The sequence below is a fragment of the Nocardioides sp. WS12 genome (assembly GCF_014108865.1).
Taxonomy (GTDB): domain Bacteria; phylum Actinomycetota; class Actinomycetes; order Propionibacteriales; family Nocardioidaceae; genus Nocardioides.
The window spans coordinates 630,143-642,817 of the sequence record NZ_CP053928.1 but is presented as its reverse complement, the minus strand read 5'-3'; the positions used below and the strand labels follow the sequence as shown (position 1 = coordinate 642,817).

Annotated in this window: 10 protein-coding genes; 4 read left to right on the top strand and 6 right to left on the bottom strand. The window is 64.1% G+C overall.

Features of this window, described 5'->3' with window-relative positions:
- Positions 1 to 232: 232 nt before the first annotated feature.
- Entirely contained in the window at positions 233 to 553 is a 321-nt protein-coding gene (locus HRC28_RS02860) for a hypothetical protein (protein ID WP_182378690.1), read from the bottom strand.
- Between the two features lie 135 nt (positions 554 to 688).
- Between HRC28_RS02860 and istA the strand changes: the two genes are divergently transcribed.
- The 3 genes from istA to HRC28_RS02845 all read left to right on the top strand — a co-directional run bounded on the left by istA (position 689) and on the right by HRC28_RS02845 (position 3,733).
- Positions 689 to 1,969: an IS21 family transposase gene (gene istA, locus HRC28_RS02855; protein WP_237111674.1), complete on the top strand. Its 1,281-nt coding sequence runs from the start codon at positions 689 to 691 to the stop codon at positions 1,967 to 1,969.
- Complete coding sequence (gene istB, locus HRC28_RS02850; RefSeq protein WP_182378689.1) at positions 1,969 to 2,778, top strand: IS21-like element helper ATPase IstB; 810 nt, start codon at positions 1,969 to 1,971, stop codon at positions 2,776 to 2,778. The genes istA and istB overlap by 1 nt, the downstream gene beginning before the upstream one ends.
- Before the next feature lie 331 nt (positions 2,779 to 3,109).
- Entirely contained in the window at positions 3,110 to 3,733 is a 624-nt protein-coding gene (locus HRC28_RS02845; protein ID WP_182378688.1) for a DUF998 domain-containing protein, read from the top strand.
- 104 nt (positions 3,734 to 3,837) lie between these two features.
- Here HRC28_RS02845 and HRC28_RS02840 read toward each other — a convergent pair whose 3' ends face one another.
- Entirely contained in the window at positions 3,838 to 4,818 is a 981-nt protein-coding gene (locus HRC28_RS02840; RefSeq protein WP_182378687.1) for a hypothetical protein, read from the bottom strand.
- Positions 4,819 to 5,170: 352 nt separating this feature from the next.
- Here HRC28_RS02840 and HRC28_RS02835 point away from each other — a divergent pair, with 352 nt between their 5' ends.
- Positions 5,171 to 5,512, top strand: coding sequence for a hypothetical protein (locus tag HRC28_RS02835; RefSeq protein ID WP_182378686.1), 342 nt, complete (start codon positions 5,171 to 5,173; stop codon positions 5,510 to 5,512).
- Between the two features lie 189 nt (positions 5,513 to 5,701).
- On the opposite strand, the gene HRC28_RS02830 is transcribed toward HRC28_RS02835, so the two are convergent.
- From HRC28_RS02830 to HRC28_RS02815, 4 genes are read right to left on the bottom strand one after another with little or no spacing between them, the layout of a single operon-like run.
- Positions 5,702 to 6,883, bottom strand: a complete 1,182-nt coding sequence (locus HRC28_RS02830) for a DUF3322 and DUF2220 domain-containing protein (RefSeq protein ID WP_182378685.1) — start codon at positions 6,881 to 6,883, stop codon at positions 5,702 to 5,704.
- The gene (locus HRC28_RS02825) at positions 6,880 to 10,368 is read right to left on the bottom strand and encodes an ATP-binding protein (protein WP_182378684.1); all 3,489 of its coding nucleotides are present in this window, start codon (positions 10,366 to 10,368) and stop codon (positions 6,880 to 6,882) included. Before HRC28_RS02825 ends, HRC28_RS02830 begins: the two co-directional genes overlap by 4 nt.
- Positions 10,365 to 11,174: a DUF4194 domain-containing protein gene (locus HRC28_RS02820; protein ID WP_182378683.1), complete on the bottom strand. Its 810-nt coding sequence runs from the start codon at positions 11,172 to 11,174 to the stop codon at positions 10,365 to 10,367. Before HRC28_RS02820 ends, HRC28_RS02825 begins: the two co-directional genes overlap by 4 nt.
- Positions 11,171 to 12,673 (bottom strand): DUF3375 family protein, encoded by a 1,503-nt coding sequence (locus tag HRC28_RS02815; protein WP_182378682.1) that lies wholly within the window; start codon positions 12,671 to 12,673, stop codon positions 11,171 to 11,173. Before HRC28_RS02815 ends, HRC28_RS02820 begins: the two co-directional genes overlap by 4 nt.
- Positions 12,674 to 12,675: the final 2 nt, after the last annotated feature.

Here is a 12,675-nt window from a genome sequence, read left to right as displayed (position 1 = left end):
AGCCAGGTCCTGATGCACCAGTAGCGACCGCGGCCCCCGTCACCGGGGAAACCAAAGGAACGTGACAGCCAAAACTCTCTGACGCACCTTCAGTGCGGGTTGGACGGTGTTCCATCGAGGATCACCGTGTACGCCTTTCGTGGTGCCCTTGGGGATATCGAGGCCGCACTGCTGCTCGACGCGTCAGCAGACCCTGAGGTCGTCAGGGTCTGCCCTTGGCTCAGGGTCTGCCCTAGGCATGACCGGCATCACTGACCGTGCTGCCTGAGGCCAGAAGGTTGCTCGCCCGGATCACCGCCCTGGCAAGGTCGTTGATGTCTTCGCGCAGGTCATCGTCACTGCGGGAAGCCATCTTCATCGATCCGTTGACGAGAACCGACACGGTGTCTGCACCTTGGTCGATGACCCAGGGCGAGTGCATCACATGATTCCGTGCCTTGTTCGCACGTCGGGCAACAGCGACCCAACTCGCCAAAGCGATCGGGTCCAGGTTCCCGCAGTCGCGCCGATCGGCAAGTTCGGCCAGAACCTGCAGTGCAGCCGCCTGTCCCATCTTGCTCGCAAGAAGACGACCACTTGATTCAGAAACGATCAGAGCCCGCGCTAGCAACTGAGCTGTTGTCGACGACGCTTGAAAACGAGGCCATAGCGACGGTCGGAAACGAGGCCACCCAGACAGATTGGATGGGTGATCTCTGTGGAGGATTGGGCTTTGATCCGGCGGCTGGTTGCGGACGGTGTTCCGCAGCGTCAGGTCGCACGGGACCTGGGCGTCGGACGGTCGACCGTGGCACGGGCGGTGGCATCGGACGCGCCACCGAAGTACGAGCGACCAGCGGTGCCGACATCGTTTGCTGCGTTCGAACCAGCGGTGCGTCAACTGCTGGCCAAGACGCCGGACATGCCGGCGACGGTCATCGCCGAACGCGTCGGCTGGACCGGGTCGATCACTTGGTTCCGTGACAACGTCCGCCAGCTGCGGCCTGACCACAGACAGGTTGACCCTTCGGATCGGTTGACGTGGCTGCCAGGTGACGCGGCGCAGTGCGATCTGTGGTTCCCGCCGAAGAAGATCCCGCTCGAGGACGGCACGACAAAGTTGCTGCCAGTCATGGTGATCACCGCGGCGCACTCCCGCTTCATGGTCGGACGAATGATCCCGACCCGGCACACCGAGGACCTGTTGCTGGCGATGTGGATGCTGCTGCAGCTGCTCGGCCGTGTCCCACGCAGGCTGATCTGGGACAACGAGTCCGGCATCGGCCGCGGCAAGCGGCATGCCGACGGGGTCGGTGCCTTCACCGGCACCCTGGCCACCACGCTGCAGCGACTCAAGCCCTATGACCCCGAATCGAAGGGCATCGTCGAACGCAGGAACGGATTCTTCGAGACCTCCTTCATGCCTGGTCGTGACTTCACCTCACCGGCCGACTTCAACGCCCAGTTCGCTGATTGGCTGACCAAGGCGAACACCCGCATCGTGCGCACGATCAAGACCCGACCGGTCGATCTGCTCAACGCCGACCGGGCCGCGATGCTGCCCCTGCCCCCGGTGCCGCCGACGGTGGGGTGGATCAACCGGGTCCGGCTGGGACGCGACTACTACGTCCGCGTCGACAGCAACGACTACTCGGTCGATCCCGCGGTGATCGGCAGGTTCGTCGACGTCCATGCGGACCTGACCAGGGTCGAAGTCCGCCACGAAGCTCGCCTCGTCGCGGCCCACGACCGGGTCTGGGCACGCGGGATGACCATCACCGACCCCGCCCACATCGCTGCGGCGAAGGTCCTGCGCGAGCAGTACCAACAACCCCGACCCGCACCAGACCCTGATGACGGCCTGGTGCGGGACCTGGCCGACTACGACCGCGCCTTCGGCCTCATCAACGGCGGCCTCACCAACGCCCTGAGCGACGGTGGCGTCAGCGATGGTCCTGCCGATGGTGTCGATGGTGAGGAGGTGGCCTGATGGCGACCAGCAGTAGCAAGACGAAGAGCGACGCAACCGAAGCACTCAAGCAGCTGACCTACCTGGCGTCGGCGCTGAAGGCACCTCGGATCACCGAAGCCGCCGGCCGGTTGGCCGACCACGCCCGCGATGCCGGATGGACCCACGAGGAGTACCTCGCCGCTGTCCTCGACCGCGAGGTCGCCGCCCGCAACGCGTCCGGTGCCCGACTGCGGATCCGTGCCGCGGGGTTCGCAGCACCGAAGACGATCGAGGAGTTCGACTGGGACGCCCAACCCTCGGTGCGTCAACAGATCGGATCACTGGCATCAGGCGGATTCCTCACCGAAGCCCGCAACGTCGTCCTGCTCGGCCCGCCCGGCACCGGCAAGACCCACCTGGCCACCGGCCTGGGAATCGCTGCGGCGAACCACGGCCACCGGGTGCTGTTCGCAACGGCGACCGAATGGGTCACCCGACTCACCGAAGCACACCGCGCCGGACGACTACCCCAAGAGCTCGCACGGCTGCGGCGCTACGGGCTGATCATCGTCGACGAGGTCGGCTACCTGCCCTTCGAGCAAGACGCCGCCAACCTGTTCTTCCAACTCGTCTCGTCCCGCTACGAACACGCCTCGCTGATCCTCACATCCAACCTGCCCTTCAGCGGCTGGGGCGGCGTGTTCGGCGACCAGGCCGTCGCTGCCGCGATGATCGATCGCGTCGTTCACCACGCCGACGTCCTCACCCTGAAGGGCGCCAGCTACCGACTACGCAACCGCGGAATCGACACCTTGCCCAGCATCAGAACCCAAGACCCGGCAGACTAGAAGTCAACGAACCGGTGGCCTCGTTTTCGAGCGTCGCATCGGCCTCGTTTTAGAGCGTTGCCGACAGCTGTACATAGCTCGAGTTGCTGACTCCTCCCAGTGGCTTCACCGAGAAGGCGCAGATGCTCGTCATGATTCATGCCTTGGAGGCTAGTCCGAAACAGTGGTTGCGGCGATCGGCCAGACGTCTTCGTGAGGGGCGCGCGTCGATCGCCCAAGCGGGTAATGCAATCCCCGACGGCAGGAGGCGAATCAAAGCATGTTGCAAGCTAGACGCACTACGGTCAGTTGGGTGAAGCCTGGATTGCTCCGCCTTTGTGGACGAGCTGGAATGATTGCCAGCGCCTTGTTGCCGGGGGTCATGGCCGGACTCACGTTAAGGCAGCGCGACTTCCTCGATCGTGTGGGCTGGTCTCCCGTTGGACGTACCGACACGCAGTGGCCAAGTCTGTTGGCGCTCGGGCCGGACGGCTGGGTGTTGTCTGCAGCGTTCGCATGTTCGGCGGTTGCGATTGGTGCCCAGGCCGCCGCAGTGTTCCAGGCATCGGGCGACCGTCGAGGTCGAGGGGTTGGCATGCTCATTGGCGCTGGGGCCGTCGGGCTGGCAGCGGTTGCCTTTCCCGCCGACCTACCTGGCACGGCGAACGGGTCGTGGCACGCCGCGATTCATAACGGCTTCTATCCACTTATTCCGTTGTGTACGACTGCCGCGGCCGCGCTGCATGGCTATGGACGTCCGGCCGGTGCAGCGCCATCCGCGATCAGGGTCTCCCAAGTCATGGCGCCTCTGATGTTGGTCTCATTTGCCGGCACCGCCGTCGATGAAGTTGCGCAGCTCTCGCGCTACTTCGCCTTCACGCTTTTCGCCGCCTGGCTGGCAATGATCGGCGCCCAACTCGTCCGGCAGGGAGATTTCGCGGCGACTCGCCTCGGCAGGACTGGCGCCGCTACGTGACGGCCCGCGGACGAGGCTGTTGAAACTGCCGCTGTGGTGCTGGGCGGCTGACTAAATGCGCGTCCGTGTCCATATCGAGAAGCCAGCAAGCAAGCAACCGTCAATCAGTCGCCGCCCCACGGAGCAGGCACCGACTTAGCCCCAGCAAGGGTGCTCGCGGACGGGTTCCTGAAGCAGTACCAGTTCATGCCCATGCAATCTGCTGGGCCCACGCACGCGGGAGCCGTGCGGGAAGAGGTGATCACATCGGACAACTCACCGATCTTGATCAATGTGCCTGGCTCAACGAACTCGGGCGCCGCCATTGCCTCTATCTGGGCAAAGGTCTTGTAGTTGGCACCTTGGATCGAGACGTCGATGATCAAAGCATCTTCGAGCTGGTGAGACCGAGGGTCCGGCCGTACCTTGATCACCCGCGCAACACGAACCGGCGGACTCAAGAAGTAGGCAAAGGCCGAGATCACATCGCCGCCGACGCGGCCGTAGCCGATCGAGAGCGCGGCACCAAGAATCGCCCACGCAGCTCCTTCAGCACCGCTGTCCGAGGTCGACGCGAGATAGCCAGGGATACCGGCAAGGATGACTGTGACAATCGCCGTTGCTGCTGCCCGATGGGCGAACCAAAGTTTGGTCACTAGTCGGAACTGACCGTCGGCCACGTTCACGCAGGGCAAGGGACCTGTAATGCCGGAGATCTTGGGAAGGACCCAGTACCAGTCGACGAGAGCAGACACGAAGACAGCTGCCGATCCAAGCATTGCGCCCACAAGGAGCGGTGTGACCGGCGTCGGAACTGCCTCAACGTGCCAACCCTCGAAAGAAGTCAGTGCGACGGCTCCGATGCAGGCCACTGCCTGGCCGACCCACTGACCTGCTACCCACCGGTCTAGCTCCTTTCGGTGCGCCATCCGCCGCTTGGGGTACGAGCGTGTTCGAAATCGATACGACAACCAGAGGAAGAGGCCGGACGCCCACACACTGACCGATGTCCAGACCACGAACTGCGGGTTGGACAGCACGCTCACGGCGATCCCGGTGACACTCATGACAACCACATATGCGGTCAGGGAGAACTTCGGCTCCACGTCGCACCTACTTCCTCACACCAGTCAGAAGATTGATCTCGGGTGGAGCGCGACGCTGCGTCCGGTGCGCAAAGATATCCGTTTGGGTTCCGGCCGACTGCGGAAACAGCGAGGCTCGCAGCGCACCGGGCGAATGGAAGCGCCAAGGGTTCCACGGCGTCTTGGGTTGTCGCCCACGTTCGGGCTGCGGGATCCGAGCCAGATGCATACCTAGGGTCCCCACCGGCGGGCATCTGGAGTCAAGATTCCTCACCGCCGCGTGGTTGCCTGAAACGCCTCGTCCCGCCAATGAAATCACTAGACTTCGAATCGACGTCACTACCCATGTCGGCGCGAAATAGGGAGCAACGAAATGGCGAACCTTCCCGATTTTCTTGCGGTAACAACTCCGAATCCCGCCGCACCCATTGCTCAAGAGGATCCAAAAAAGCAGCCGTTGTTCCTGACCGCCGGCAACCTGACATTTCCCGGTGTCACGGTAGTCGCCGGATCCATTCTCAACGCCGTCGCCAGCGACTCGGGTACGACTCGGGCTTGGGCCACTGTCGTCATCGCGCTTGCATTCGGGGGATTCATTACTTGGCTCAGCTACAGCGACGCCGATAGCACGAAAAAGAAGGCAACCGACATCTTCATCGGTGTCGTCAACACTGCGCTGTTGGCAATCTCCATGTACGGAGTTTCTTCGATCTAGCCGTGGCACTGCCTGTGCAGGTCGTCATAAGTGGTGATGCACCGACATGATCGTCCTGGCGCACCCGTGACTGAAGCACGTTCGGATACGGCTTGTGGCTTTCAGCCGCGCTGCGGAACACGTACACGTCGGGATACGTAGAACCACGCTTGTGATAAGCCCCTGAGCACGAAGTCGGCTCTGCTGCACCTACTTGTCTACTAGGGCTAGCAGCTTGGCAAGCGCGACACCGAGCGGAATGCGTTCCTGTTCGACGCGTCGGAAGTGCGGCCAGTCCGCAGAGATGAGCGCCGCATACAGCGCCCGCTCTGGTCCCTCTAGGTGCTCAACAGGTTTCGGGTCGCGCGCCCCCAACGGTTGGTCGTATTTGTCCACGTTGGTGCCGAACCGGGCCCACGCCTCGAAAGTGCCGAGGTCCATGAGCATCGAGGTCTTGGCGACGCCAGCGCCGCGGAACTGGTTGAGGATCTCCAGTCCGTCGGCGTCCATGTCGCCCCAATACACAACGACGGGGGCATCCAGGATGAAGTCGAACTTGGCGTGGGTGGTTGCGCCGCTTCCGCCGCCCTCAATGGCAATGCCGCCGGGAACGGACGGGAATCCGACGGCAGTATCCTTGTTCTCGCTGATCAGGACCACCCGCGGTACGTACGGCAGCGCGACAGGGTCCCCCACGGATGCAGAGTCGTATTTTCGGCCGCCAGTGGTGAGGTAGTCCTCGTCGAGGTAGGTGAAGTGGATACGTGCTGGGTGGTCGGGCATCAGGCCGAGGCTCTCGAGTCCTGCGAGTTCAGCGACGAGGGCCTTTCGCTTGCTGAGCCACTTCGCATGGATGCCCTCGACCGGAACCTGACGCGGGGTCCGCTGCGCACGGTCCTCGGCTGTGCTGTCGGCGAACCATGCGGCGACGTCGAGCAGCAAGCCGAACTCAACGTCAAAGAGCCCGGCGGTCGCGTTCAACATCCACGCCGAACGCGTCTGGTTCGGAAACCGCTCCAATAACTCCCCCGCGCGCCTACGCCCCCGCTCTAGGCGCTCGGGCCAGCCGTCGCCAGCAACCCGGGCAGCGTCATCCAGACTTTCGACTCGGATGTGGGTGTGGATCTGATGGGCGACTCCGGATACCCGTCGAGTGCGCTCGATGAGTTCCACCCCATGGGCGGCGGCCCAGTCGCGCCACGCGTGGAGTTCTTCGACGACATCGGAGAACCCGGTGGCCATTTCGGCCGACTTCTTCCGTCCCAGGGGGAAGTCGTTCGGCCACGCAGCTCGGTCGGCCGCAATCCCGCGCGCTTCAGCGAGGACGGCTTCAGCCCACGAAGTCTGGAGCCGCCGTCCGATGCTCGCGACGACTTCCGTCTCTCCCTTCACAGGACGGCCGCCTCAGCCTCTTCGGCGCCGCGGTGGTCTTCGACCGAGTCGATGAACGAGTACCCGGTCCGCTGGTCCTTGGCCACGACGATGAACTTCCGCATGTGCCGTTCCAGACCGGTGAACTTGTCCTCCGGAGCGCCCACCACGATCTGGAAGCCGAGTTCGCGCCACGCCGACACTGCTCGTCCAGCGAACTCGCTGTCTGCCTTCACAAAGCCCTCGTCGAGAAAGACCGGTCTGAACCGGGGTCGGTCTCGCAGTTCGTCGCCGAGACGGAACCGCAATGCGGCACCGAGGACAAACGCGATGAGCTCCTGTGACTCGCCACCCGACGCCGAACCGAGCTGCCGGTGCTCGCGGGCCGGCCAGATGTCTGCGCCGACGGGGTACTCGACGGCGTACACCTCGACGTGACGTCGCACGTCAAGGAACAAGTCACGGTTGGACCTCTCACCCACATACTTCGGGTCCTTCGGCCCACGCAGGGAGTCCATGAAGACTGAAATCTCGTCGAAGGCTTTCCTGGCCTCTTCGTAGGTCATCTGCTTGGTGGCCAGCTTCACCATCCCCCGAAGCCTCTTGCGGAACAGTCGCACAGATTCGTTCGATACGTCGTCGACCTTGAGCTTGAGGCGGCCCCGTCGCGCACCGAACGCCATTCGTTCCAGCGCTGTGTTGATGGGGACAACGCGTGCCTTGATGGCCTCCACCTCGCCCGACATCTGCTGCAGCAGCAGAAGCAGGTGGTTGCTGGCCCACCGGCTGATGTCGCGCTGCCACTCCTTCCGCTGCTCGTGCAGGCTGTGCTTCTCCAAGTCTTCGAGGATGCGGAGGTAGTCGGGGTACGACGTCGCCGTCTCACCGTGGTTGGAGTCTTCCCAGGTGTGGGCGTAAAGGCTGAAGGTTCGTCCAAGGGAACGCTCCGCTTCGGCTGCCGCAGCCTGTGCTGCGGTCGCTTGGGCCAGCAGTTGACGCTTCATCAGCGTTGTTCGCTCGTTGAACTTGTTCGCGGCTGCGATGGGGTCCTCGACACCGTCGGCGACGAACGTGCTGGCGTAAACGGCGTCGAGGTCCTCGCTCTGCTCAAGGGTGAGCTCGAAGACGTCGTTGTCCTCGAGGGGCCTCAGGTGGTCGACGACGCGGTCCTTGCGGTCGGTCAGGTCGAGCCACGCCTTGTGGAGGTTCTCCGCCTTGTTCGCCGCCTCGGCCTGAGCACGCAGGGCGGCCTCGTGGCGGCCCTTGAGCTCCTCGATCTGGTCGAGGAGCGTCTGCAGCTGGTTGTTCGAACTCAGGAACTCAGCCTGACGTGCCTCCAAGGCAGCGATGGCGTCCTCAATACCGGCGACGTCGACGCTGTCCCACCGGACCTGCAAGATGGCGGTGTAGGCATCGCGGCGGGCGTTGTGCGTCCGGTTCTCCTCCTCGACCGCGGCGATGTCGGCGAGCAGGACCCCAAGCTCCCTCTCCGCCTCGTACAGCTCGACCTCGACTTGGGCGATGGCGCCGGCGCTGGAGAACCCGATGATGTCGTCGCGGTTGTCCCGGCCGATGGACGACCGGATGCCGCTGCGTGTTTGACCCGACTGGGAAACGCGAAGGCCTCCGCCATCGAGCTCGTCGGTGGACTCCACGCACACAGCGTTCAGACCAGCGCCGGACAGGTGTTCCTGTACCCAGCCGGCGTACGGGTGGTCAGCGAACTGAAGCTTGCCCAGGATGCGGCCGGCCTGGTCAGAGGTGACCGCACCAGTGAGGGGGTACTTGGGACTGGTGCCGGCGGTCCCGTCGAGCAGCCGCACCTGGCGGGAGACGTTCAGGTCATCGAGGGTGCGCGCGAATTCCCGGCGGCGCTCGACGGGGATGACGATGCGGCTGGCGTCTCCGCGCAGCACGGTCTCGATGGCGGTTCGCCAGCCCTCCTCGTCGGGGCGGACGTCGATGAGTTCTGCCAGGAAGGGCAGGTCGGTCGGCTTCATCCCGAGGCGCTGGGCCACGCGGTCGCGCTGCTGCCCGAGTTCCCACTTGATGCGGGTTCCCGACTTGTTCAGCTGCTCGAGGTCCTTCTCCAATCCCTCACGCTTCTTCTGCAGCGGTGTGAGCTTGTCGCGCAGAGCGTCTCGCCGCGCCTCGTACTTCTCGTTCCAGGTCTCCCTCTCGGCTCCGAAACGGCGCGCGTCAGCGAGCAGGGCATCGAAGTCGCCACGGCTGGCGACGCTGGCACCAACGACGGCGACGTGCTCGCCGAAGTCCTCGAAGTTGCGCTTTACCTCGATCAGGTCGCCCCGACGAGCGCCGAGCTTGACGTCGAGGGTGGCCAGCTCGTCGCCGCCTTTGGCTCGGCAGTCAGTCCGCGCGCCTTCGAGCTCTTCCCAGAGGCCGTCGACGTGCTTGCCGTGCTGGCGGGCCACACCGTCGGCATCATGGTGCTGGGCGCGAGCGTCATCCGCGGCAGCATCGAGAAGAGCAGCTTCCTTGCGCAGCGACCACACCGTCAGCTTGGTGGTTCCCGGCTTGTTCAACCCGTAGAGGTCAAGCGCATCTGCCCGTACGCGGGCCTCGACCAGTTTGGCGTGCACTTCACGGATATCACGCAGGGTGTCGTGCTTCGTCTCGGCGACGACCATCTGCGCCAGGCTGTCGGCGGCCTCGTCGAAGGCACTCAAAGCAAGGTCCGCGTGCCCGAAGGTGGCGGGCTTGTCGAGCACCATGTCGCGGTAGAGCAGGTTCACGCTGTTGACGGGGGTGCCTGCCTGGATGCGCGATAGAAGGTCGAGTGCCATCTTGCCGTCGCCGTTGGCTCCGATGGCGAGCTTGGTGTACATCGCGTGGAAGAACTCGCCCGGCTTCGCGTACGGCTTCATGCCGGTAAACGTGCTCGGGATGACGGGCGACAGCTGCTTGGCTGCCGTGTGGGTCGACATGGCATCGAACAGGTCACGCAGGTCGATGGCCCCGGGGCCGAGGCCCATCCTGATGGTGATGTCGGAGTCTGCAGTCGCGGAGACGGGCACGAAGTAGAGCCGCATCACCGAATATTGGGCGCCTTCGCTGCTGACGAAGACACCGGCAACCGCGCCCCAGGTTGCGCGGCCTGTGCCGCGCAGGAGCTGTTCGCTTGACGCGCCCCCGGAGTCGTCGTTGGTGCCCTGTTTGCCGCGCAGGTAGGACAGGAGCGTCCGTCGCCCGCCTTGGGCGTTTCGGGCGCGTCCGGTGCCGGAGCTGTTGGAAGCGCCGTTGAAGTCGACGTACGACGGCATCATCAACGCGGTGTAAGCGTCCAGCAGCGTGGACTTTCCGGTGCCCGAACCTCCGGAGAGGAGCGTCGAGTCCGGGTCCATGTCGACCTTCTCGAAGCCTTCGAACCCACCCCAGTTCACAACCTGAAGAGACTCGAGAAGCCACTGGGTGGTCGCCCCGGTTTTGTCGTCGACCAGGTCGGCGACCTCAGCGGGTGCGAGGAGTTCGCTCTGGATGCTGCTCACGCCGGCTCCTCGTAGGTGTCACCGGAGTCGCCGCGTTGCTCGACCTCGTCGTCTTCGTCCGTCGCGTCCAGGACTTCCTCGGGCGCCGCGTGCTTGCCTGCGTAGTCGTCGGCCTCGAGCGGCTCTCCGGATTGCAGTCGCCGGAAGGCCTCCAGCAACTGGTTCAGGCGGGTCACCGGCAGAAGAGCCTCGATAGCCCGGTGAACACGGAAGCGGCCCTCGTCGTTGGTCTTCATCAGCAGACCGTCCTTCACGAGGCCGGCGATGGCGTTGGTGACCCGCTTCTCGTCTCCGACCCGGTCGGTAGCCGAGTCGGGTCGGAACCTTTGGACGTAGTCGAACATCGCAACACCGTCGGTGAAGACGTGTGCCTCACCTGACGCGGTGCCAACACGGAACCGTTCACGGAGAAACAGCAGGAGCAGGGTCTCTTCACGGCTGTTGGGTGCGTCTCGGACCAGGGTCCGGAACGGGTTGTCAGCCGTTCGCGCCGGTGAGGCGTAGGCGACCTCGGCGCGTTCGTCGATTACGAGGTTGAAGTACAGATTGCTCAGGTTGGTGGCGACGGCGTCACGGTGCTGGAGCAGCGCCTTCCACTCGACGTCATCGGAGGACACGAACGCCTTCTTGAGGAGGGCGACGAGCGCGTTGCGGGGCTTGGCGTCCATGTTGCCGGTGTCGCCGTCCCAGAGCCGCGGCTCGTCGACGAGGTAGCTCTCTTCGTCCTCGTCGTCGAACGCACCGATGCTCGGGGCGTCGAATTCGTTTGAATCGTCAGGTCCTTCGGTTCGGTAGTGCTCGCTCATCGGTGTCCCTCCCCGGCAACAGCCGAGTCGTCATCGGGCGGTGTGGTGCTGGCGTATCTAGGAACGTCAAGTAGGCGGCGAGAACCGTCTGGTCTGACCGTTTCGTAGACCTCGACCTCGCCGGTTGGTTCCAGCCCGCTGCGTCGAGCCAGCGGCAGAACGCCGAGAACCTCGACCGGTCGGCGCAGATCTTCGGGCAAGGAATGAAAGAGCTCGGCAAGGGACTCAACCGAGTCTCCGAGGTACGCCTCGAGCTCGTCGCGAAGCGCGGCATGGGACGGCCCGCCCCGGGCCCTCAGCTCAGCCAGGGTCACGTTCCCGACTCGATCTGGCCTCTCGACCTGGGTCATTGGCAGGGGAGGTTCGTCGTTGGCGGGGTCGTACATCTTGGTTCGGAGATGCTGAACGTCCAGCTTGCCGGGAAGTAGCTCCATCGGCGCTTTGGCTCGTGGACCGGCCGTCTGCATCCACTCCTGTGCGGCGCTCTCCAGGGCACGCAGCGTCTCGGCGAGCTCGTGGTCCCGCTCCACATCATGGGAGGTGATGTAGTCGTTCAACGTCCGGGAGACCCGGGCCCGACGCTCGAGAACCTGTTTGAGGCCTTCGCGTATGAGGAGAACTGCGTTCTGGACCTGGCTGCGCTCCTCGACGTTCAACAGGGCCGCAGCACGCTCGTCGGCCAAGAGCGTAGAGATGTACCGGTTCACCTGGTCGAGCAGCTCCGGATCCCGCAGCAACTCGAGAGCTCCCTCGAAGCCCCGGCCGGCAGCGGAGGACGTTGCCAGGTCCTGAACGTGAGCCAGATACCGGCGAACAGCCTCACCCGTGGCTACCGACTCGGTACGGAACTCGGAGATGAGCTTGACCTCGAAGTCCCTGTAGGACTCCGAGACGCGGGAAAAGTCGCTGGGAAGTTCCGCGAGAAAGCGTTGCAGCTCGGTAAAGCCCGCGATGATCTGGTCCTCCGAGGCCTCCTCGACCGCACCACCGTCTAGTACCCGTTTGATCTCGGTCTGGATGCGTACTTTCTCCGCGGTCAAAGAGGTGATGTAGTCCCCAACGTCCGGCGAGATTGATGCCGAGAAGTCGCGAAGATGCCGGATGAGACCTGCGATGAGATGACTGCTCAGCGAAATGGACCGGTCCTTCGTCAGCCGGTCCACCGTCCGCAAGCCGTCGAGGGCATTGGCGGTGAGCGAGTAGATCTCGTCGCCATTCGCGTCCGACGTGCGGTTCAACCAGCCGTCATTCATCCATCTCTTGCACGCGTCACGCCCGTTCGCGTCGGGCACGTCCGGAATGCCGGCTCGGCGCAGGTCAGCCAGAAGGCCGTTGACCTGGTCGTGCATGCGCGCGGTAGGAACGTTCGGTTTCTCAGTGCTGAACATCGAACGGAACACCGCGATCACCGCCGGGGAGGACTTACGCGAGATGAGAGACAGTGTCGGCTGGGCATACGCGGACTGCACACGCCTGAACTCTGCGGTCACATCGACCACGC